Annotated in this window: 24 protein-coding genes; 17 read left to right on the forward strand and 7 right to left on the reverse strand. The window is 68.7% G+C overall.

Features of this window, described 5'->3' with window-relative positions; genetic code table 11:
* Positions 1 to 11 precede the first annotated feature (11 nt).
* From WG898_RS11265 to WG898_RS11285, 5 genes are all read right to left on the reverse strand, one after another.
* Positions 12 to 815, reverse strand: coding sequence for an ABC transporter ATP-binding protein (locus tag WG898_RS11265; RefSeq protein ID WP_339602884.1), 804 nt, complete (start codon positions 813 to 815; stop codon positions 12 to 14).
* A 1-nt stretch (position 816) separates the two neighbouring features.
* On the reverse strand, positions 817 to 1935 hold the full coding sequence (locus tag WG898_RS11270; RefSeq protein ID WP_339602885.1) for an MlaE family ABC transporter permease: 1119 nt from the start codon (positions 1933 to 1935) through the stop codon (positions 817 to 819).
* Positions 1910 to 2098 (reverse strand): hypothetical protein, encoded by a 189-nt coding sequence (locus WG898_RS11275; protein ID WP_339602886.1) that lies wholly within the window; start codon positions 2096 to 2098, stop codon positions 1910 to 1912. The genes WG898_RS11270 and WG898_RS11275 overlap by 26 nt, the downstream gene beginning before the upstream one ends.
* Positions 2095 to 2367, reverse strand: a complete 273-nt coding sequence (locus WG898_RS11280) for a hypothetical protein (RefSeq protein ID WP_339602887.1) — start codon at positions 2365 to 2367, stop codon at positions 2095 to 2097. Before WG898_RS11280 ends, WG898_RS11275 begins: the two co-directional genes overlap by 4 nt.
* A 298-nt stretch (positions 2368 to 2665) precedes the next feature.
* Positions 2666 to 2896 carry a hypothetical protein gene (locus tag WG898_RS11285; RefSeq protein WP_339602888.1) on the reverse strand — a complete coding sequence of 77 codons (231 nt, stop codon included), beginning with the start codon at positions 2894 to 2896 and terminating at the stop codon, positions 2666 to 2668.
* A 103-nt stretch (positions 2897 to 2999) separates the two neighbouring features.
* Here WG898_RS11285 and WG898_RS11290 point away from each other — a divergent pair, with 103 nt between their 5' ends.
* The 4 genes from WG898_RS11290 to WG898_RS11305 all read left to right on the forward strand — a co-directional run bounded on the left by WG898_RS11290 (position 3000) and on the right by WG898_RS11305 (position 5375).
* Positions 3000 to 3383 (forward strand): collagen-like protein, encoded by a 384-nt coding sequence (locus tag WG898_RS11290; protein WP_339602889.1) that lies wholly within the window; start codon positions 3000 to 3002, stop codon positions 3381 to 3383.
* 10 nt (positions 3384 to 3393) lie between these two features.
* The gene (locus WG898_RS11295) at positions 3394 to 3552 is read left to right on the forward strand and encodes a DUF3309 family protein (RefSeq protein ID WP_339602890.1); all 159 of its coding nucleotides are present in this window, start codon (positions 3394 to 3396) and stop codon (positions 3550 to 3552) included.
* A gap of 16 nt (positions 3553 to 3568) precedes the next feature.
* Positions 3569 to 4390 (forward strand): polyphosphate kinase 2, encoded by an 822-nt coding sequence (ppk2, locus tag WG898_RS11300; protein ID WP_339602891.1) that lies wholly within the window; start codon positions 3569 to 3571, stop codon positions 4388 to 4390.
* Positions 4391 to 4502: 112 nt separating this feature from the next.
* Positions 4503 to 5375, forward strand: coding sequence for a diguanylate cyclase domain-containing protein (locus WG898_RS11305; RefSeq protein WP_339602892.1), 873 nt, complete (start codon positions 4503 to 4505; stop codon positions 5373 to 5375).
* On the opposite strand, the gene WG898_RS11310 is transcribed toward WG898_RS11305, so the two are convergent.
* Complete coding sequence (locus tag WG898_RS11310) at positions 5372 to 6286, reverse strand: sensor histidine kinase (RefSeq protein WP_339602893.1); 915 nt, start codon at positions 6284 to 6286, stop codon at positions 5372 to 5374. The two genes, WG898_RS11305 and WG898_RS11310, sit on opposite strands and share 4 nt — an antisense overlap.
* Here WG898_RS11310 and WG898_RS11315 point away from each other — a divergent pair.
* Positions 6257 to 6892, forward strand: a complete 636-nt coding sequence (locus WG898_RS11315; RefSeq protein WP_339602894.1) for a response regulator — start codon at positions 6257 to 6259, stop codon at positions 6890 to 6892. The genes WG898_RS11310 and WG898_RS11315 overlap by 30 nt on opposite strands.
* On the opposite strand, the gene WG898_RS11320 is transcribed toward WG898_RS11315, so the two are convergent.
* Entirely contained in the window at positions 6870 to 7268 is a 399-nt protein-coding gene (locus tag WG898_RS11320; protein ID WP_339602895.1) for a response regulator, read from the reverse strand. The two genes, WG898_RS11315 and WG898_RS11320, sit on opposite strands and share 23 nt — an antisense overlap.
* 170 nt (positions 7269 to 7438) lie before the next feature.
* Between WG898_RS11320 and WG898_RS11325 the strand changes: the two genes are divergently transcribed.
* From WG898_RS11325 to WG898_RS11380, 12 genes are all read left to right on the forward strand, one after another.
* The gene (locus WG898_RS11325; RefSeq protein WP_339602896.1) at positions 7439 to 8251 is read left to right on the forward strand and encodes a beta/gamma crystallin-related protein; all 813 of its coding nucleotides are present in this window, start codon (positions 7439 to 7441) and stop codon (positions 8249 to 8251) included.
* 26 nt (positions 8252 to 8277) lie between these two features.
* Positions 8278 to 8832, forward strand: a complete 555-nt coding sequence (locus WG898_RS11330) for a hypothetical protein (RefSeq protein ID WP_339602897.1) — start codon at positions 8278 to 8280, stop codon at positions 8830 to 8832.
* Positions 8833 to 9093: 261 nt separating this feature from the next.
* The gene (locus WG898_RS11335; protein WP_339602898.1) at positions 9094 to 10290 is read left to right on the forward strand and encodes an amine dehydrogenase large subunit; all 1197 of its coding nucleotides are present in this window, start codon (positions 9094 to 9096) and stop codon (positions 10288 to 10290) included.
* Positions 10291 to 10309: 19 nt separating this feature from the next.
* Positions 10310 to 10870, forward strand: coding sequence for a MauE/DoxX family redox-associated membrane protein (locus tag WG898_RS11340; protein WP_339602899.1), 561 nt, complete (start codon positions 10310 to 10312; stop codon positions 10868 to 10870).
* Positions 10858 to 11448, forward strand: a complete 591-nt coding sequence (mauD, locus tag WG898_RS11345; protein WP_339602900.1) for a methylamine dehydrogenase accessory protein MauD — start codon at positions 10858 to 10860, stop codon at positions 11446 to 11448. The genes WG898_RS11340 and mauD overlap by 13 nt, the downstream gene beginning before the upstream one ends.
* A gap of 33 nt (positions 11449 to 11481) precedes the next feature.
* Complete coding sequence (locus WG898_RS11350) at positions 11482 to 12030, forward strand: methylamine dehydrogenase light chain (RefSeq protein ID WP_339602901.1); 549 nt, start codon at positions 11482 to 11484, stop codon at positions 12028 to 12030.
* On the forward strand, positions 12030 to 12482 hold the full coding sequence (locus WG898_RS11355; protein WP_339602902.1) for a c-type cytochrome: 453 nt from the start codon (positions 12030 to 12032) through the stop codon (positions 12480 to 12482). The genes WG898_RS11350 and WG898_RS11355 overlap by 1 nt, the downstream gene beginning before the upstream one ends.
* A 1-nt stretch (position 12483) precedes the next feature.
* Positions 12484 to 12951: a c-type cytochrome gene (locus tag WG898_RS11360; RefSeq protein WP_339602903.1), complete on the forward strand. Its 468-nt coding sequence runs from the start codon at positions 12484 to 12486 to the stop codon at positions 12949 to 12951.
* A 39-nt stretch (positions 12952 to 12990) separates the two neighbouring features.
* Positions 12991 to 14334 (forward strand): DUF1329 domain-containing protein, encoded by a 1344-nt coding sequence (locus tag WG898_RS11365; protein ID WP_339602904.1) that lies wholly within the window; start codon positions 12991 to 12993, stop codon positions 14332 to 14334.
* Positions 14335 to 14356: 22 nt separating this feature from the next.
* Positions 14357 to 16141, forward strand: coding sequence for a DUF1302 domain-containing protein (locus WG898_RS11370; RefSeq protein WP_339602905.1), 1785 nt, complete (start codon positions 14357 to 14359; stop codon positions 16139 to 16141).
* Positions 16142 to 16145: 4 nt separating this feature from the next.
* Positions 16146 to 18506 (forward strand): efflux RND transporter permease subunit, encoded by a 2361-nt coding sequence (locus WG898_RS11375; protein WP_339602906.1) that lies wholly within the window; start codon positions 16146 to 16148, stop codon positions 18504 to 18506.
* Between the two features lie 19 nt (positions 18507 to 18525).
* Positions 18526 to 19479, forward strand: coding sequence for a WD40/YVTN/BNR-like repeat-containing protein (locus tag WG898_RS11380; protein WP_339602907.1), 954 nt, complete (start codon positions 18526 to 18528; stop codon positions 19477 to 19479).
* The last annotated feature ends 6 nt before the right edge of the window (positions 19480 to 19485 follow it).

Genomic DNA, 19485 nt, shown 5'->3' on the forward strand with positions numbered 1-19485 from the left:
CAGGGTGTAGTTCAGCTTGGTTTCGATGATGAGCTCCCCGCCTGTTGGGTCGCCGCCATGGCGGCGCTGCGTGCCCGGGCACCGTCGAAATAGGGCTTGATGGCGGGGTGGTCCATGGCGGACAGCTCGGCCATCGAGCCCACGCCCTGCACGCGACCATCGGCGAGCACGGCGACGCGGTCGGCCACCTGCCAGAGCAGGTCGAGGTCATGCGTGACCATCACGATGGTCAGGCCCAGCAGCGTGCGCAGGCGGCGCAGCAGCGTGTCGACGCCGGCGGCGGCAAGCGGGTCCAGGCCGGCGGTGGGCTCGTCCAGGAACAGCAGCTCGGGGTCGAGCGCGAGCGCGCGCGCCAGCGAGGCGCGCTTGAGCATGCCGCCGCTCAGCTCGGCTGGGTATTGCTCGCCGACCTCGGGCCTGAGGCCGGCGAGGCTGAGCTTCCAGGCCGCCAGCTCTTCGATGAGCGTCTCGTCCAGGGTGGTGTGCTCGCGCAAGGCCAGGCCGATGTTCTCGCGCACCGTGAGCGCGCCGAACAGGCCGCCATGCTGGAACATCACGCCCCAGCGCCGGCGCAGGGCCAGTGCATCGGCCGCGCTGCTCCGGCCCAGCTCCACGCCCAGCACGCGGATGCTGCCGCTGTCGGGCCGCTGCAGCAGGATCATCTCGCGCAGCAGCGTGGACTTGCCCGAGCCGCTGCCGCCCACCAGCGCAAACACCTCGGCGCGGCGCACGCTCAGGTCCAAGCCCTGGTGCACGACATGCGCGCCGAAACGGGTGCTGACGTCCTTGAATTCGATCACCAGTTCGGGGCTCATCTCAAAGCTCCAGGGCGCTGAAGATGATGGAGAACAGCGCGTCCACCACGATCACGATGAAGATCGCCTGCACCACGCTGCGGGTGGTCTGGCGGCCCACGCTGTCGGCGCCGCCGCGGGTGCGAAAGCCCTGGTAGCAGCCCACCATCACGATCACCACGGCGAACACCGGTGCCTTGGCCAGGCCCACCAGGTAGGTGGACATGCCCACCGCCTTGGCCAGGCGATCCGCGAACTCCGCGTAGCCCACGCCCAGCTGGGCGCGTGCCATCAGCATGCCGCCCAGCAGGCCCATGGCGTCGGCAAACACCGTCAGCAGCGGCAGGGACAGCATCAGCGCCAGCAGCTTGGGCAGCACCAGTTGCTCCAGCGGCACGATGCCGAGGGTGCGCATGGCGTCGATCTCTTCGGTGACGGACATGGTGCCGATCTGGGCCGCGTAGGCCGAGCCCGAGCGGCCGGCGATGATGATGGCGGTGATCAGCGGCGCGAACTCGCGCAGCATCGAGACGCCCACCAGGTCGACCACGAAGATGTTGGCGCCATAGCGGCGCAGCTGGTCGGCGCCCTGGTAGGCCACCACCACACCGAGCAGAAACGACAGCAGGCCGACGATGGGCAGGGCGTCCCAGCCGGCCGTGCGGATATTGAAGAGCACCGGCCGCCAGCGCAGGCGCTGCGGGTGGCGCAGACCCTGGGCCAGCACCGCCGCGGTCTCGCCCACAAAGGCGAGCAGGGCAGCGCCTTGCAGCAGGGCTTGCTGGCTCAGCAGGCCAAGTTGGGCCAGCCAGCCAGCGCCGGGCGCGGCCGCAGCCATGGAGGCAGGAGAGCGCTCGTCCAGCTCCTTGGCCACCGCGGCCAGCAGTGGCGCGAACTCGGGCCGCAGCCGCAGTAGCGGGGCGTTGAGCCGGCGCGTCAGCTTCTGCAGCAGCCAGGCGCCCGCGGTGTCCATGGCCTCGATGCCGCTGGCGTCCAGCTCGGTGCCCGGTCTGGCTGGCACGGCATCCAGCCTGGCGGCAATGCCGGCCAGGCACAGGCTGGTCCAACTGCCGGCCAGGCGCAGGCCAAGCGCGCCGGCGCTGGCAAGACTGGCCTCAGCGCTTGGGCTTGATGGCGCCATGGCGGTCTGCGCCGCTGCGCTGCACCTGGTAGCTGCCGGGTTCCAGCATCAGGTAGGCCTGGTCGGCGGCGGGTGCCTGCGCTTGGGCCGCGCGCGCAGCGCGTGCGGCCTTGCGCCGCAGGCGCAGCGCATTGAGGGCCTTCAAGGGGTGGAGCGCGCTCATGGCTGTGCCTTGCTCAGGGCGGCCATGCCGTCCTTGCCAAGCTCGCTGATGAACTCGCTGTAGTTCTTGATGATGCCCTGGCTGAGCTCGTTGAAGGCCTTGGAGTGCAGCAGATTGGGCAGCTGGCCGGGGTTGCTGATCTCGTCCGAATGTGAAAAGCGCGTCAGCAGTTCCAGGTTGGCCTGGGTCAGCTTGGTGAGCTTTTCCAACGGCGCCAGGGTGGCGGCCAGCGCGGGTTGCAGGCTGGCGGGCGTGGTCTTGGTGGACATGGACAATCCTTGGTGGTTGACGGATGCCTGCAGCATCGCCCGCGCGCCACGGCGTAGGCATCGGACGGTGCGGCGCCGGCGTGTAGGACAAGAACCCAGCGGGCCCGCCAGCGGCGACCTCGGGCGCCGCATGCCAACGACTGCCGCCGCAGTACCGTGAACGCCATTGCCAGGCGCAGCACTGGCGCGGCCATCATCGCGATGCGCCGGTGCGCGGCTAACACTGGGTATGGGCGGTTGGGCGACTACCTGCTGGCGGCCATCGCCACCGGCCCGATCCTGCCGCTGAGCCGCGGCGTCACAGCAGGCCGTGCCGGTCGAAATCGGGCTCATGCTCCCGATCCTCCGGCAGCACCGGCAGCCGCCCCTCCCATTGGCAGGCGATGAAGCGGCAGCGGAAGCGCCACATGGGTCTGAAGGCGCTGATGACGAAGTCAATGGGATGCCGTGGCTCGCGCCAGAGCTGACCGTTACAGCTTGGGCAACGGTAGGCGTGCGGCCTGTGGGGATCGGCATGCTGGATCGTCATGTTGCCGACTATCGCGCAACGGCACCGCGCAATCTGTGCGTCAGCGCACTGACGGGCCAGATTTCTGCGCGCCTACTCGCTACACCCCAATCAAGGAATCACCATGACCTACCGCCAATTTTCGCCGCCCCAGCAACGGGCCTTGTTCGGCGCCGTGCTCCTGCTCTGCACCGCATTGACGGCCTGCGAGCGACCCACCGTCGTGGCCGTGCCGGCCGCACCGGTGGTGCAGGTGGCCGTACCAGGCCCGCCCGGACCGGCAGGCAGCCAGGGCAGCCAGGGCTACCAGGGCAACACCGGTAACACCGGCAACACCGGCAGCACGGGCAGCACGGGAAGTACCGGCAGTACCGGCAACACCGGCAGCCAGGGCGAGGCGGGCCAGACCGGTCAGACCGGCCAAACCGGCCAAACCGGCCGCACCGGCAAGAGCGGCGATGGCACCACCGTGATCGTGATGCCGCCGGCCTCTGCGCCCAATCGTTGAGGAGAATGCCATGAGCCTCGGTGTCGTTCTATTGATCCTGTTGCTGCTGATGCTGGTGGGCGCCGTGCCTACCTGGCCGCACAGCCGGAGCTGGGGCTACTTCCCCAGCGGTGTGGTGGGCGTGATCCTGCTGGTGGTTGTCGTGCTGTTCGTGACGGGCCGCCTCTAGGTCGGTCGTCTGTGCCATGGGCAAGAAGAATAGGAGCAGCAAGCGGCGCACCAGCGAAGCGCCGACGGCGCCGCAAGCCTCCAACATCAGCCGCGACGACTACGAAGCCGAGCTTCACCTGCTGCAGGTCGAGTTGGTGAAGCTGCAGCGCAGCGTGATACGCCGCGGCGAGCGCGTGCTGGTGATACTGGAGGGGCGAGATGCGGCCGGCAAGGATGGCAGCATCAAGCGTTTCGTCGAGTACCTCAGCCCGCGCGAGACGCGCGTGGTGGCGCTGGGAAAACCCTCGGACCGCGAGCGCGATGCCTGGTATTTCCAGCGTTATGTGGCCCAGCTGCCCTGCGCGTCGGAGCTGGTGTTGTTCAACCGCAGCTGGTACAACCGCGCCGGCGTGGAGCGTGTGCTGGGTTTTTGCAGCGAGGCCGAGCACGAGACCTTTATGCAGAGCGTGCCGCGCTTCGAGGAACTGCTGGTGAACTCGGGCGTGCGCCTGCTCAAGTACTACCTCGACATCAGCAAGGCCGAGCAGCGCCGCCGCCTGGCCGATCGCGCGCTTGACCCGCTCAAGCAATGGAAGGTCAGCGCCGTGGACGGGGTGGCGCTCAAGCATTGGAAGGCCTACGGCCGGGCGCGCGACGAGATGCTGATGCGTAGCCACAGCGTGGTCGCTCCCTGGCGCATCATCCGCGCCGATGACAAGATGCTGGCGCGCCTGAATTTGCTGCGCGACGTGCTGTCGGCTGTGCCCTATGCCGGCAAGAAGCCACGCCAGCTGCAGGCCGACCCGCGCATCGTCTTCGAATACACGGCCGATCGGCCCATGGAGCTGGCGTCATGAGAGGCTGGCCCAAGATGCCTATGTGCGTTGCCGCACGGACCTGCTTGCCGGGCTTCGCTACAAAGCTGGCGCATACCCTGCCATGACGGTATCCACCAAAGGGAGTTCCCGGATGATCAACCCCGATTCATCGGGCGTGCCGCAGCGCGGCAGCCTGGTTGCGGCGAGCCGGTCGGACCCGGCGTCGACGGCTGAGGCGCAGGACCCGCCGCAGGCCGCACACAACGGTCTGGCGCCTGCCGACCTGCCGGTCTTGTTGGGGGCGGTGGGCGGGCGGCTGCGCGAGCTGGCGCAGGAGCCCGAGGCCGAGCCGCTGCTTGAATGCGCCGATGCACTGGCGCAGCTGCAGGAGGGCATGACCCACGAGCTGCGCCGCCGCCGGCAGCTGGAGCTGGCCCTGTTCGACACCCAGGTCTATCTGGCGCAGGCGCGCGCCGACCTGGCTGGCAGCCGCGACGGCGCGCGCCGCGCGCGCTACCAGGCCTTGCACGACGGCCTTACCGACCTGCCCAACCGGCGCTACTTCGGTCAGCGTCTGGCCCAGGCGATCCAGGAGGCGCGACCCGAGCAGCCCGCTGTGGCGGTGTTGTATCTGGACCTGGACAACTTCAAGCAGGTCAACGACGAGCATGGCCATGCCGTCGGCGACGAGGTGCTGAAGATCGCGGCGGCGCGGCTGCGGCGTGCGGTGCGGGCCAGCGATATGGTGAGCCGCATCGGTGGCGACGAGTTCGCCTGCCTGCGCGCCACCGACGCCGACCCGCGACCCCTGCTGCTGCTGGCCAACAAGCTCTACCAGGCGGTGTCCGCACCGATGACGGTGGGTGCCCTGAGCCTGCAGATCCAGCCCAGCATCGGCATTGCGGTATTCCCCTTCGACGGCGCCTGCGCCGAATCCCTGCTCAAGAGTGCCGACATGGCGATGTACACCGCCAAGCGCGCGCGGCTGGGGCATGCCTTTCACGACACTCAAGCGGGTGGCTAGGTCTGTGCCAGCTGCGGCAGGCTCAGCTCGATCAGCGTGCCCTGGCCGGGTGCCGAGCGGATGCTCAAGCGCCCCTGCTCGGCTTCCACGCGGTAGCGCATGCCCAGCAGGCCGCGCGAGGCGCCGCCCGGGTTGGCGCTGTCGAAGCCGCGGCCGTCGTCGCGCACCGAGACCTGCACCTGCGTGCCCTGGTTGGCCAGCGTGATCCAGACCTGGCGTGCCGCCGCGTACTTGCTGATGTTGTTGATGGCCTCCTGCACCAGCCGGTACACCGCCAGCTCGGCGCGTGGGCTCAGGCGCACCGGTGCAACGCTGCAATGCACCGTGACGTTCGAACGTTCGCCAAATTCCCGCGCCAGAATCTCCAGCGTGGCGGGCAGGCCCAGATTGCCCAGCGCCGAGGGGCGCAGGTCCTCGACGATGCGGCGTGTCAGCGCGATCACCTCGTCGAGCGACTGCACCAGATGCGCAAGCCGCTCGCTCGCCTCGGGTGCCGAGCCGCCCAGGCGCGAGCGGATGCGCGCGGCATCCAGCTTGGCGGATGTGAGCAGCGCGCCCAGCTCGTCGTGCAGGTCGCGCGCCAGGCGCTGGCGTTCGTCTTCGCGCGCCCATTGCAGGTGCTGCGCCAGATCGATCAGCTCGGCGGTGCGCTCGGCCACCATCAGGTGCAGGGTGTCGTGCGCGGCCTGCTGCTGGGCCAGGCTCTGGGTCAGCAGCAGCACCAGCAGGGCCAGTGCGATCACCTGCAGCCAGGCCCAGGGCGCCAGCAGCAGACACAGCGAGGCCAGGCCTGCCAACAGGCACACAATTGCTTGCCGCCGCAGCAGCTTGATGAAGAACTTCATCCGGTGCGCGCCCGCCGCGCGTGCAAAGGAGACATCGTGATACGCATTGCCATCGTCGACGATCATGCGCTGGTTCGCGCCGGCTTGCGCCAGTATTTTGCAGAGCAGGCCGACTTCCTGGTGGTGGGCGAGGCCGCCAGTGGCCGCGAGGCGATGGCGCTGCTGCGCGAGGGCGGGCTGGATGTGATGCTGCTGGACATCGGCATGCCCGAACAGAGCGGGGTGGACACGCTGGTGGCCATCAAGGCGCGCGCGCCGGAGCTGCCGGTGCTGATATTGAGCGGCTTTGCCGAGTCGCAATACGCCACCACGCTGCTGCGCCAGGGGGCCAGCGGCTATCTGGGCAAGGACTGCGATCCCGGGGAGATCGTCAAGGCGATACGCGCGCTGTGTCGCGGCCGCAAGTACATCTCGGCCGGGGTGGCCGAGCAACTGGCCGAGGAACTGGGCGACAAGCATGCCGACCAGCCCGCGCATCTGCAGCTATCCGAGCGCGAACTGCAGGTGTTCCTGCGCCTGGCGCAGGGCGAGACGGTGGGTCATGTGGCCGAGGGCATGTCGCTGAGCGTGAAGACCATCAGCACCTACCGCACCCGAGTGATGGAGAAGATGCGTCTGGCCAGCAACAGCGACCTGACCTACTACGCGCTCAAGCATGGCTTGATCCGTTGAGCTGCTGGCCCAGCTGTTGGCAGTAGTGCACCAGGGCCTCGATGTCGTTCGACTTGTCGAACACCTGGGCGGCACCCAGGGCCAGGCAGCTGCGGCGCACCTCGGGCGTGGCGTAGTTGCTCAGCACCACCAGCTTGTAGGGCGGTGGTGGGCTCTGGGTGGCGCGCAGCACGCCCAGGCCCGAGCCTTGCTTGAGGAAGATGTCCAGTATCACCAGATCCACCTCGCGACCGTGATGGGCCAGCCAGTGCAGGGCGCTGGGCTCGTCGTCGGCGGCGGCCACCATTTGCAGTGGCACCAGTTCCTCGAGAGTCGCACTCAGGCTCTCGCGTAGCAACGGGCTGTCTTCGACAAGATAGGTGCGCAGGGTGACCATCAAGCGGGAGTGTGCGCGTTGGGGCCAGGCCTTGCCAATGGGTGCTGCGTAGGGCCGGCTGTAGGACGGCGACTACAGCACATGCCGGCCTTGACCGCTGGGCGCGGCGCACCGCGACTTGCACACTTCAGATCGTGGCGCACTGCCGCTGATCTCCCCTGGAGGGAACCATGAACAAGATGCTTCGATTGACTGCCTTGCTGGCCGGGCTGACGCTGGCCGCGCAGGCGGGGGCCCAGGTCACTTTCTACGAACGTGAGGCCTTTCAGGGCCGCAGCTTCGAAACCGCCCAGCAGATCCGCAACCTGGAGCGCTATGGTTTCAACGACCGTGCCTCTTCGGTGGTGGTGCAGCGCGGCCGTTGGGAGGTCTGTGAAGACCGGCGCTTCGACGGACGCTGCGTGGTCTTGCGCCAAGGCCGTTATGCCTCGCTGGAGGCCATGGGGCTGAACGATCGCATCTCCTCGGTGCGCATCGTGGACCGCGACGCCCGCATCGAGGAAGACCGCTACGCGCCGGCTCCGCTGGTGCAGCAGGACTATCGCCGCCGTGGCGGCGAGCGCCTCTACGACGCCACCGTCACCTCGGTGCGCGCGGTGGTTGGCACGCCCGAGCGGCGCTGCTGGACCGAGCGCGAGCAGATCCCGCAGGAGCGTCGCGAGGCGAATGTGCCCGCCGCGCTGGCGGGTGCGGTGATAGGCGGCATCCTCGGCCACCAGATCGGCGGTGGCACCGGCAGGGACATCGCCACCGTGGGCGGTGCGGTCGCCGGTGGGGCGCTGGGCGCCAACATCGGCCGCGACCGCGATGGCCGCCCGGTGACCACGCAGAACGTGCAGCGCTGCGAGAACGTGGCCGGCGACCCGCGCCCCGAGTACTGGGACGTCAGCTATGAATTCCGTGGCCGCGACTACCGTGTGCAGATGACCTCGCCTCCGGGCGCGACCATCAGTGTCAACCGCCAGGGCGAGCCGCGCGCCTGAGCCCCCGCTTTCAAACTAGGAACACCATGACCAACTTCAGCATGCTCAAGACCTCCCTGGCCCTGGCCACCACCCTGCTGCTCGCGCCGATGGCGCAGGCCAACACCATCAGCAAGCTCGCATACGGCAGCGCCAAGGACAAGATCAGCGCCGACTACAAGATCGACAAGGCGGCCTGCGCCAGCCAGGCCGGCAATGCCAAGGACGTCTGCGTCGAGCAGGCCAAGGCGAAGGAAAAGATCGCCAAGCATGAGCTGCAATACAACTACAGCGGCAAGCAGGACGACTGGACCAAGCTCGAGGTGGCGCGCGCCGAAGCCGGCTACGCGGTGGCCAAGGAGCGCTGCGACGACCAGGCCGGCAATGCTCGCGATGTCTGCCGCAAGGAAGCCAAGGCGGTCGAGACCAAGGCCCTGGCCGATGCCAAGCTGAGCAAGCGCATCGTCGCCGCCAAGGTCGACGCGATGGATGAAAAGCGCGACGCCGACTACAAGGTCGCGGCCGAGAAGTGCGAGGCCATGGCCGGTGATGCCAAGGCCGGCTGCATCAGCGCGGCCAAGGCCAAGTTCGGCAAGAGCTAAGCCGCCAACGCGGCCAGCCGCGCCACCCTCTTTTGACCCGAGCGCGCCCCTTGAGGGCGCGCTGCTGCAATTGCGCGGAGTTGCTGACGTGGGCCACCGCCACGCGCTGGTTCCGGCTTGCTGCTGCCCAGACTCCTAGGGGTTTGCCCGGCCCGGCGGTTTCTTGCCGAAACGTGATATCCGTCAAAGACGTGCATCTCCAAACTCTGCCTCAACACGCAAGTCCGGCATGTCGCCGGCTTGGCAGACAGAGGGCAGACGATGATGCGCAGGAAGCAAAGAGGACAGGAAACGCGGGGTCGAGGGGCCCAGGTGTTCGCGGCGGCGCTGCTGCTGATGGCCGGCGCGGCCAGCCAGGCCTTGCCCGAGGAACTGCCCGCCGAGACCCTGGGCGTGGCGGTGCTGACACCCGCGCAGCGCGAGCGCGTCTATGTCGCCGACATCGCCATCAACCATATCCAGGACGGCCGCATCCGCGTCTGGGATCCGCGCAGCGGCCGGCTGCTGGGCATGATCTCGGCCGGCTATGTCGGCAACTTCACGCTCAGCGCCCAGGGCGATGAGCTCTACCTGGCCACCACGCACCTGAGCCGCGGCTCGCGCGGCGAGCGCAGCGATGTGCTGGAGGTGCACGACACCAGCACCCTGGGCTTCAAGCACGAGATCGCGCTGCCGCCCAAGCGCGCCCAGGCGCTGAGCTACCGCGGCCTGGTGCGCGCCACCGCCAATGGCCGCTTTGTGCTGGTGCAGAACGCCACCCCGGCCACCTCGGTCAGCGTGGTGGACCTGCAGCTGCGCAAGACCGTCAACGAGGTGCAGACCCCGGGCTGCTGGGGCCTCCTGCCCGCGGCCAGCCATGCCAGCCGCTTTGCCATGCTGTGCGGCGACGGCAAGGTCGCCACCGTGACCCTGGACGAGGCCGGCCAGGTGGTGGACCGGCAGGCGAGCGAGAAGCTCTTCGACGCCGACGCCGACGCCTGGTTCCACCATGCCGAGCAGCTCGGCGACCGCTACTGGTTCGTCTCCTTCAAGGGCCAGCTGACCGAGCTGGACCTGGGCGGGCCGGTGGCGGTCGTCAAGGCCAGCCGCAGCCTGGTCAGCCAGCCGCAGCAGCGCCAGGGCTGGCGGCCCGGCGGCTACCAGCTCTTCAGCGTGGATCCGGCCGGCCGCTTTCTGGTGATAGGCATGCACGACAAGGGCAGCGAGGGCTCGCACAAGCGCCCGGCCAAGGAGCTCTGGACCTTCGACCTGCACAGCGGCCGGCGCGTGGCCACGGCGCCGGGCCACCAGACCGCCTCGCTGACCTTCTCGCGCAGCGGCCAGCGCCTGCAGGCCCTCGATGGCGAGACCGGCACGATGCGGGTCTGGCAGTGGAGCGGGGCCGGCGGGCTCGGCAAGCCCCTGGTCACCGTCAAGCAGGCCGGCGAGAGCTCGCTGCTGCTCGAATCGCACGACTGAGCCGGGGAGCCTAATCATCATGTTGCCCTCCCTGGATCCGCTGGCCGTGTGGATTGCCGCCGCACTGACGGCGACGCTGTTCGGCCATGCGGCGCTGGCCAAGCTGGCCGACCTGCCGCTGTTCGAGCAGCACCTGGCGGCCTATGGCGTGCCGCAGACGCTGCTGGGCCCGGCCACCCGCCTGCTGCCGGCGCTGGAGCTGCTCGCCGCCGTGCTGTTGATGCTGCTGACGCCCTGGCGCGCGGCGGGCGCCGCACTGGCCGCCGGCCTGCTCCTGGCCTACGCCGCCGTGATGGCCTGGCAGCGCCTGCAGCGCCGCTCGCTGGACTGCGGCTGCGGCGGCGCGCCGCTGCCCATCAGCTGGCTGCTGGTGGCACGCAATCTGGCCTTGCTGCTGCTGGCGCTGCCGGCGGCGATGCCGATGTCGGCGCGCGCCATGGACTTGAGCGACTTCGCCGTGGTCGCCGCCAGCGTGCTGCTGGCAGTGCCGCTCTACGCCGCCTTCAACCAGGTGCTGCGCCACACGGCCGCACACCGCACTCACCAAACCCCTGCCGGGAGTACCTCATGGACGCGTTGACGATTTCCCTTGTTCTGTTGTGGCTGGCCGTGCTGGCCCTGGGCCTGATGCTGTGGGCGCTGTCGCGCCAGGTGGGGGTGCTGTTCGAGCGCGTCGCGCCCATGGGCGCCCTGGTCACCGATGCGGGCCCGCCGGTGGGCAGCGCCTCGCCGAGCTTTGCGCTCACCGGCATCCAGTCGGAAGCGGTGGTGATTGGCGGCGCCCAGGCCATGCCGACGCTGCTGTTCTTCCTGGCGCCCAGCTGCCCGGTCTGCAAGAAGCTGATTCCCGTGCTCAAGGCCCTGGCGCGCGATGAGCAGCAGGCGCTGCGCGTGGTGCTGGCCAGCGATGGCGAGGCCGACCACCTGGGCTTTGTGCGCGAGCAGCGGCTGCAAGCCATGCCCTATGTGCTCTCGCCCGAGCTGGGCATGAGCTTCCGCGTCTCGCGCCTGCCTTATGCGGTGCTGCTGGATGCCCAGGGCGTGGTGGCGGCCAAGGGCCTGGTGAATTCCCGCGAGCAGCTCGACAGCCTGCTCAACGCGCATGACATGCGCACGCCCAATATCCAGCAATTCCTGAGCGGCCCGGCCACGGCCTGACCCTAACCAAATACGTCAACGGAGCACTTCCCCATGCGCTGGCTCTTCAATCTGATCGACACCCACACCGAGCGCCGCCTGCGCCAGGTGGCTCACAACCACGGCCGGCGCAGCCTGCTGACGCGCCTGGGCGTGGCCCTGGTCGGCGGCGCCGTGCTGCCCATGCTGCCCTTTGACCGCAGCGGCCAGTTCATGGGCGCCCAGGCGGCCGGCACGAGCAAGCCGGGCGCCGCCGCGGACAAGAGCGAGGACCCCACGCAGTGCGAGTACTGGCGCTACTGCGCCTTCGACGGCCATCTGTGCACCTGCTGCGGCGGCAGCCTGACCCAATGCCCGCCCGGCACCGAGGCGTCCAAGGTCAGCTGGGTCGGCACCTGTCTGAATCCCAAGGACGGGCGCCATTACCTGGTCTCCTACAACGACTGCTGCGGCAAGGGCTCCTGCGGCCAATGCCTGTGCAATAACAACGAGCGTGAGCGTCCCGGCTACCGGCTCGGCGTGCACAACGACATCAACTGGTGCATGGCCAATACCAGCTCGATGTTCCATTGCACCACCTCGGTGATCGTGGGGGTGGCGTGATGCGGATGGTGCGCCGGCTGGCGACCTTGTTGCTGCTGGTCGCGGCCCAGGCGGCGCTGGCGCAGGGCGGCGGGCCCGAGGGCGCCGCGCTGTTCGCCCAGCATTGCGCCACCTGCCATCAGGCCGATGCCTCGGGCACGGTGGGCCTGGCGCCGCCGCTCAAGGGCGCGCATTGGGCCCGGCTGGGCGCGGACCGCGCCTACCTGCCGACGGTGCTGCTGCATGGCCTGTCCGGGCCCATCCAGGTCGGCGGCCAGCGCTTCGTCGGCAGCATGCCGGCCTTCGGCGCACAGCTCGACGATGCCAGCCTGGCGGCTGTTGCCAACCATCTGAAGCGCCTGCAGGGCGCGGAAGAGCCGGTGCTGGGCGCCGATGAGTTCAAGGCGCAGCGCCAGCTCGCCGGCAGTCCGCCGCAGACGCGCCAGCGCCGTGTCCAGCTGTTAGGGAATTGATATGTGGCGCATCGTCCTGAGCCTGCTCCTGTGCGCCTCGGCCACGGCCGGCACGCTGGGGCGGCAGGCGCCGCCGCGCGCGAATGCCGAATCGGTGGCCGTCACCAGCAGCGTGCGCAGCCTCTACATCGTGCATTGCGCCGGCTGCCACGGCATGGACGGCGCCGGCTCGGCGCTGGGCAATGTGCCGGACATGCGCCGCCTGGGGAATTTCTTGCGGCTGGAGGGCGGGCGCGAGTTCGTCGTCAGCGTGCCCGGGGTGATGGGCTCGGGCCTCAGCGATCAACAGGTCGCCGAGGTCACCAACTGGGTGCTGGGCGGCATGGCCAGGGCCTCGCTGCCCGAGGGCCACCAGCCCTATGGCGCGGCCGAGGTGAGGCGGGCCCGCGCGACGCCGCTGCTGGACGTGGCCGGAGAGCGCGCCAGGCTGAAGGCACAGGCGCTGGGCCGCCAGGTCGAGATCGATTGATTGATTGACGTAGTGATCCGTTTCAACGAAAGCGATGCAATGAGAATCAACACTTTGTGCGCCGTGCTGGCGCTGTTGGGCGGGGCGGCCGCGGTGGCCGGGCCGGAATCGCTGGGCAAGGAACTCACGCCCATGGGCGCCGAGCGTGCCGGCAACAAGGACGGCTCGATTCCGGCCTGGAGCGGCGGCGACACCAAGGCGCCGGGCGGCTGGAAACCCGGCCAGGCAAGACCCGACCCCTATGCCGGCGACAAGCTGCTGTTCAGCATCGACGCCAGCAATGCCGACAAGTACAAGGACAGGCTCAGCGAGGGCCAGCTGGCCCTCCTGAAGACCATCAAGGGCTACCGCATGGATGTCTATCCCACGCGGCGCAGCTGCGGCTACCCGGAGGCCGTCTACGAGAACACGCGCAAGAACGCCGGCCAGGCCAGGCTGGCGGCGAACGGCTTTGATCTGGAAAAGGCCGTCACCGGCGGCGTGCCCTTCCCGCTGCCGGCCAATGGCGCCGAGGCGATGTGGAACCACAAGCTGCGCTGGATGGGCGAGGGCCGCATCGAGCGCTATTCCACGGTGTTCTCGCAGCCCGGCGACGCCAAGTTCGTGCCCCTGGTGCAGGACCAATGGACCGTCACCCCCAACGGCAATCTGGCCGGCAAGCCGATACCGGACGGCGAGGGCGTCGAGTACCGCCTGCTCAACGAGGTGGTGACGCCGCCGGCGCGCACCGGCGAGCTGATCCTGCTGCATTACTTCCTGAACAAGGACAACGACGCCTGGCTCTACTTCCCGGGCCAGCGCCGCGTGCGCCGCGCGCCGACCTTCTCCTACGACAACCCGGTGCCGGGCTACGAGAACCTGCTGGCGGTGGACCAGTACCCGATGTTCGGCGGGCGCCTGGATCGCTACGACTGGAAGCTGCTCGGCAAGCAGGAGTTACTGGTGCCCTACAACAGCTTCCGCTTCAACGACCAGGGCAAGAAGCTGGAGCAGGTGTTCGGCCCCGACAGCCCGAAGCGCGAGCTGATCCGCTACGAGGCGCACCGCGTCTGGAAGATCGAGGCCACGGTCAAGGCCGGCCAGCGCCACACCTTCCCCAGGCGCGTGATCTATCTGGACGAGGACAGCTGGATGATGGTGGCGGCCGATCTCTACGACGCGCAAGGCAAGGTCTGGCGCGTGCAGGAGTCCTACCCCTATGTGGCCTGGGAGCTGCCCGCCTGCGTCTACCAGGGCTATGTGGCCTACGACCTGAACGTGGGCCGCTATATGGCCGACAACATGCCGCAGGACGGCAAGACCGACTGGCTGGCCGGCCGTGAGGGCCGCATCGACACCAACAAGTTCAATGCCGACGAACTGCGCCGCGCCGGCGCACGTTGAAGAACAAGAAAGAGGTATTGCCATGAGCCATCACGCCACCTTGCTGCGCGGCAGCATCGCCGCGGCCGCCGCGCTGAGCTGCCTGGGCACGGCCCAGGCCCTCAGTACCACCACCGAGGGTGGCACCGCGATCGACTTCAGCTCGACCATTTCCTACGGCCTGCAGGGCCGTCTCAGCAAGCCCAGCCGAACGGCCATGGGCAATGACAACGGCGGTGCGGTGCCCAGCGGCGCGGCGCTGGGTTCGCTGCTCAACGGGCCCGGCAACGACGCCGCCGCCAACCCCGACTTCAATCTGCTGAACGGCGACGACGGCAATCTGAATTTCCGGCGCGGCGACCTGGTCTCGGCCGCACTCAAGGGCACGCATGAGCTGGGCCTCAAGAGCAATGATGGCTGGCGTGCCCTGGTGCGCGCCAGCTGGGTGCTGGACAGCAAGGCCGGCGACACGCGGCGCACCGAGCTCTCGGCGGCGGCCAAGAAGATCGCGGTGCACAACCTGACCTTTCTGGATGCCTGGGTGTCCAAGGACTTCCGCTGGCTGGACGAGCGCAACGCCACGCTGCGCATCGGCAACCAGGTGCTGAGCTGGGGCGAGGACATCTTCATCATCGGCGGCATCAACCAGATCAACGCGCTGGACCTGCGCAAGCTGCACACGCCGGGCACCCAGGTCAAGGAGATCCTGCGGCCCGCGCCCATGCTCAGCCTCAACACCGGGCTGAGCAGCACGCTCAGCGCCGAGGCCTATTACCAGCTCAAGTGGAATGCTTTCCGCTTCGACCCGGTGGGCACCTTCTTCTCGGGCGCCGACATCGTCGGCGCCGGCCAGCGCCCGGCCTATATTCCCAGCTCGCTCTTGGCCGGCGCCGGCCTGTGCCTGCCGCCCACGCCCTGTGGCGATATGGGTGCCGGCATCCAGCCGGGCATCAATGTGCTGGGCTTCGAGGCCGACCGGCTGCCGCCCAAGGGCCGCCAGTTCGGCCTGGCGCTGCGCTACAAGCCGCAGGGCATGGACACCGAGTTCTCGCTCTACTACCAGCGCTACCACGACAAGCTGCCCTTCACCACGCTGTTCACCGACCCGGCCTATGCCGCGCAGAACGTCGCCAACATCGGCTACTACAACGAATACGGGCAGGACAAGAACCTGCTGGGCATCTCCTTCAACACCAAGGCCGGGCCTGTGGCGGTGGGCGGCGAGCTCTCGTACCGGCCGCGCGACTCGGTGGCGATCGACGGCAGCGTGCCCTTGGCCGGCCGCTACAGCATCTTCGAGCCGGCCAATGCCGATGCCAAGGGCCGCATCACGGTGCGCGGCTTCAGCGAGGAAAAGAAGTTCCAGGCCAATCTGACCGCGCTGTACTTCACCGAGGTGAATTCGCCCCTCGGTGGCCTGGTCAAGGCCCTGGGCGCGGCCGAGGGCACGCTGCTGGCCGAGCTGGCCGTGACGCATTACCCGCGGCTGCGGATCGGCCAGGTCCCCTACCTGGTGTTCCCCTCCTACGCCTCGCCCAACAAGACCTCCTGGGGCTATGCCTTCGAGTTCGACCTGAGCTATCCGCATGTCTGGGGCAGCGAGTGGAACCTGACGCCATCGACCGTGTTCACGCATGACGTGAAGGGCATCTCGCCCAACACCCTGCCCTTTGTCGAGGGCCGCAAATCGCTGTTTCTGGGCATGTTGTTCGACAAGGGCTCGGAGTGGAAGCTGCAGCTGGGCTACACGGCCTTCTTCGGCGGCGGCCTGAGCAATCTGATGCGCGACCGCGACAACCTCTCGGCCAGCCTGTCCTTCAATTTCTGACGCCATGCTGAGCCAACTTGTCCTGCGCTGCGAGCGGCTGATCTTCGGCCGCCGCAAGGCGCTTTTGCTGCTGCTGGCGCTGATCACGCTGGTGATGGGCCTGTTCGCCGCGCGCCTGCACATGAGTGCCGGTTTCGGCAAGCAGCTGCCGCTGGGCCATGAGTACACCCAGACCTTTCAGAAGCACCAGCACGAGCTGTTCGGCGCGAACCGGCTGATCGTCGTGGTGCATGCCCGCCAGGGCGAGATCTGGACGCCCAAGGGGCTCAAGCGCCTCAACGAGGTGACCCAGGCGCTGCTCTACCTGCCGGGGGTGGACCGGCGCTCGGTCAGCTCGCTGTGGACGCCCAACACCCGCGTCATGCAGGTCACCGAGCAGGGCTATGAGGCGCGCGATGTGATTGGCGGCGACATCACGCCCGACAAGCTCGACGCCAGCACCATCGCCCGCATCCGCGACAACGTGGTGCAGGGCGGCTACCTCGGCAGCCTGGTGGCCAGCGACGACTCCGGCGCCATGGTCAGCGCCGACCTGCTCGATGTGGACCCGGCGAGCAAGCAGCCCACCGACTACATCGCCCTGGGCCCCAAGATCGAGCAGGAGCTGCGCGCGCGCTTCGAAGACGCTGACATCGAGATCCAGATCATCGGCTTCGCCAAGCAGATCAGCGACATTGCCGAGGGCGCGCAGGGCGTGCTGCTGTTCTTCGTGCTGGCCTTTGTGCTGACGGCGCTGGCGGTGTACTGGTACTGCCGCTCCTGGGCCTTCACGGCGGTGGCGCTGAGCTGCTCGCTGGTGTCGCTGGTGTGGCAGTTCGGCAGCCTGCAGCTCCTGGGCTATGGGCTGGACCCGCTGGCCGTGCTGGTGCCGTTCCTGGTGTTTGCCATCGGCGTCTCGCATGGCGTGCAGCAGATCAACAGCATCGCCCGCGAGATCAGCGCCGGCAAGAGCGTGTTCGATGCCGCCAAGGCCAGCTTCGGCGGCCTGCTGGTGCCCGGCACCATGGCCCTGCTGACCGCCCTGGTCGGCTTCGCCACGCTCTTGCTGATCCCGATCCCGGCGATCCGCGAGCTGGCCATCACCGCCTCGCTGGGCGTGGCCTACAAAATCGTCACCAATCTGGTGATGCTGCCGGTGCTGGCCTCCTTCGTGAGGCTGGACGCGGGCTGGGGCAGCCGTATGCAGCGGCTGCGCCGCCAGCGCGAACTGGGCATAGGCGTGCTGGCGCGCGTGGCCGAGCCGCGCGTGGCGCCCTGGGTGGTGGGCGCCGGCCTGCTGCTGTTCGCGCTGGCGCTGTGGCAGGGGCGCGACCGCCATATCGGCTATGTGCAGCCCGGCGCGCCCGAGCTGCGCGACAGCGCCCGCTACAACCGCGACGCACTCAGCATCGCCGAGAAGTTCGCCGTGGGCCTGGACGTGCTGACCATCGTCAACGAGACCACGCCCGACAGCTGCCACGACTTCCGCAAGATGGCCTATATCGACGGCCTGGCCTGGGAGCTTGCCAACACGCCCGGCGTGATCGGCACCAATGCCTTGCCGGCCCTGGTCAAGCTCGGCGCGGCCGGCTTCAACGAGGGCAATCCGAAGTGGGGCGATCTGCCGCGCGACAGCCGCTCGATGGCCAGCTTCATCGGCCTGGTGGGCGAGGGCTCGGGCCTCTACGACCCGCGCTGCACGGTGCTGCCCATCCACGCCTATCTGGCCGACCACAAGGCCGAGACCATCAAGCGCGCGGTGCAGGTGGTGAAGGCCTTCCGCGCCAGCGAAAGGATGGAGGGCGTGAACGTGGCCCTGGCGAGCGGCAATGCCGGCGTGCAGGCCGCCACCAACGAGGTGCTGGAGGCCACCGAGCTGCCCATGATGCTCTACGTCTACGCCACCATCGTCGCCCTGGTGTTCCTGACCTATCGCGACTGGCGCGCCGTCGTCGCCTGCTGCCTGCCGCTGACCCTGGCCACCTTCATCGGCTACTGGTTCATGAAGGCGCTGGACATCGGCCTGACGGTGGCCACCCTGCCGGTGATGGTGCTGGCGGTGGGCATAGGCGTGGACTACGCCTTCTACATCTACAACCGCCTGCAGCTCTATCTGGCCGAGGGCGCGGCCATCGTGCCGGCCTTTTTGCAGGCCCTGCGCGAGACCGGCATCGCCACCGTGTTCACCGCGCTGACGCTCTCGGTGGGCGTGGCCACCTGGGTGTTCTCGCCGCTCAAGTTCCAGGCCGATATGGGGCTGCTGCTGGCCTTTATGTTCATGTTGAACATGCTGATGGCCATCACCCTGCTGCCGGCCCTGGCCGTCTGTATCGACCTGCTGATCCCGCGCCGCGGCCCGGTGCATCGGCCCTTCATGGTGCATTGAGATGAAAGCCTTTTCCGCCATGTCTTTCACACGCCGCCGCGGCCTGATCACCATGGGCGCCGCGCTGCTGCCCGGTTTTGCGCATGCGCAGCCACAGCAGGCGCTGCAGCGCCCGCTCGCCGCCAAAAGCCTCTGCCTGGACCTGGCTTGGGCCGGCCAGCGCCTGGTGGCGGTGGGCGAGCGCGGCCATGTGCTGCTCTCGGACGACCAGGGCCAAAGCTGGCGCCAGGCGCGCTCGGTGCCCAGCCGCACCACCCTGACGGCCCTGCATGCCAGCGATGCACGCACGCTCTGGGCCGCGGGCCATGGCGGCACCCTGCTGCGCTCGGGCGATGGCGGCGAGCACTGGCAGCCGATCTCGACCGGCCTGGACGCCGGCGACACCTTGCTGGCGTTGCGCGTCGAGCCCGGCGGCGCGGGCCTGGCGGTGGGCGGCTTCGGCCTGGCCCTGCGCAGCCAGGACGGCGGCGCGAGCTGGGAGCGTGCCGAGCTGCTGCCTGGCGAGGCCGGCGAGCGTCACCTGAACCGCATCTTTGTGTCGGCGCGCGGCACGTGGCTGATCGCGGCCGAGAACGGCGCCATCTTGCGCAGCGAGGACCGCGGCGCGCATTGGCAGCTGGTGGCCACGCCCTATGCAGGCTCGCTGTGGAGCGGCCTGGCGCTGCATGACGGCACGCTGCTGGCCTGCGGCATGCGCGGCAACCTCGTGCGCAGCAGCGACGACGGCCGCAGCTGGAAACACCAGGCCCTGCGCGAGGCCGGCTCGCTCACGGCCATGGCCCTGCGCGCCGACCACCGGCCGGTGATCGTCGGCGTGGACGGCAGTCTGCTCAGCGGCGACCTGTCCGGCGAGCGCTTTGCCTTCAGCCGCCTGGACGACCGCGCCAGCCTGACCGCCGCCCTGGTGCTGCCCTCGGGCGAGCTGCTGGTGGCCAGCACGGCCGGCCTGCGCCGCATCGCGCTGCCGGCCTGAACCCCA

It is taken from the genome of Paucibacter soli (genome assembly GCF_037482845.1).
Taxonomy (GTDB): domain Bacteria; phylum Pseudomonadota; class Gammaproteobacteria; order Burkholderiales; family Burkholderiaceae_C; genus Paucibacter_B; species Paucibacter_B soli.

Coding starts and splice junctions, on each gene's coding strand:
- WG898_RS11265 (WP_339602884.1), bottom strand. CDS start 815: ATGAGCCCCGAACTGGTGATCGAATTCAAGGACGTCAGCACCCGTTTC.
- WG898_RS11270 (WP_339602885.1), bottom strand. CDS start 1,935: ATGGCGCCATCAAGCCCAAGCGCTGAGGCCAGTCTTGCCAGCGCCGGC.
- WG898_RS11275 (WP_339602886.1), bottom strand. CDS start 2,098: ATGAGCGCGCTCCACCCCTTGAAGGCCCTCAATGCGCTGCGCCTGCGG.
- WG898_RS11280 (WP_339602887.1), bottom strand. CDS start 2,367: ATGTCCACCAAGACCACGCCCGCCAGCCTGCAACCCGCGCTGGCCGCC.
- WG898_RS11285 (WP_339602888.1), bottom strand. CDS start 2,896: ATGACGATCCAGCATGCCGATCCCCACAGGCCGCACGCCTACCGTTGC.
- WG898_RS11290 (WP_339602889.1), top strand. CDS start 3,000: ATGACCTACCGCCAATTTTCGCCGCCCCAGCAACGGGCCTTGTTCGGC.
- WG898_RS11295 (WP_339602890.1), top strand. CDS start 3,394: ATGAGCCTCGGTGTCGTTCTATTGATCCTGTTGCTGCTGATGCTGGTG.
- ppk2 (WP_339602891.1), top strand. CDS start 3,569: ATGGGCAAGAAGAATAGGAGCAGCAAGCGGCGCACCAGCGAAGCGCCG.
- WG898_RS11305 (WP_339602892.1), top strand. CDS start 4,503: ATGATCAACCCCGATTCATCGGGCGTGCCGCAGCGCGGCAGCCTGGTT.
- WG898_RS11310 (WP_339602893.1), bottom strand. CDS start 6,286: ATGATCGTCGACGATGGCAATGCGTATCACGATGTCTCCTTTGCACGC.
- WG898_RS11320 (WP_339602895.1), bottom strand. CDS start 7,268: ATGGTCACCCTGCGCACCTATCTTGTCGAAGACAGCCCGTTGCTACGC.
- WG898_RS11325 (WP_339602896.1), top strand. CDS start 7,439: ATGAACAAGATGCTTCGATTGACTGCCTTGCTGGCCGGGCTGACGCTG.
- WG898_RS11330 (WP_339602897.1), top strand. CDS start 8,278: ATGACCAACTTCAGCATGCTCAAGACCTCCCTGGCCCTGGCCACCACC.
- WG898_RS11335 (WP_339602898.1), top strand. CDS start 9,094: ATGATGCGCAGGAAGCAAAGAGGACAGGAAACGCGGGGTCGAGGGGCC.
- WG898_RS11340 (WP_339602899.1), top strand. CDS start 10,310: ATGTTGCCCTCCCTGGATCCGCTGGCCGTGTGGATTGCCGCCGCACTG.
- mauD (WP_339602900.1), top strand. CDS start 10,858: ATGGACGCGTTGACGATTTCCCTTGTTCTGTTGTGGCTGGCCGTGCTG.
- WG898_RS11350 (WP_339602901.1), top strand. CDS start 11,482: ATGCGCTGGCTCTTCAATCTGATCGACACCCACACCGAGCGCCGCCTG.
- WG898_RS11355 (WP_339602902.1), top strand. CDS start 12,030: ATGCGGATGGTGCGCCGGCTGGCGACCTTGTTGCTGCTGGTCGCGGCC.
- WG898_RS11360 (WP_339602903.1), top strand. CDS start 12,484: ATGTGGCGCATCGTCCTGAGCCTGCTCCTGTGCGCCTCGGCCACGGCC.
- WG898_RS11365 (WP_339602904.1), top strand. CDS start 12,991: ATGAGAATCAACACTTTGTGCGCCGTGCTGGCGCTGTTGGGCGGGGCG.
- WG898_RS11370 (WP_339602905.1), top strand. CDS start 14,357: ATGAGCCATCACGCCACCTTGCTGCGCGGCAGCATCGCCGCGGCCGCC.
- WG898_RS11375 (WP_339602906.1), top strand. CDS start 16,146: ATGCTGAGCCAACTTGTCCTGCGCTGCGAGCGGCTGATCTTCGGCCGC.
- WG898_RS11380 (WP_339602907.1), top strand. CDS start 18,526: ATGTCTTTCACACGCCGCCGCGGCCTGATCACCATGGGCGCCGCGCTG.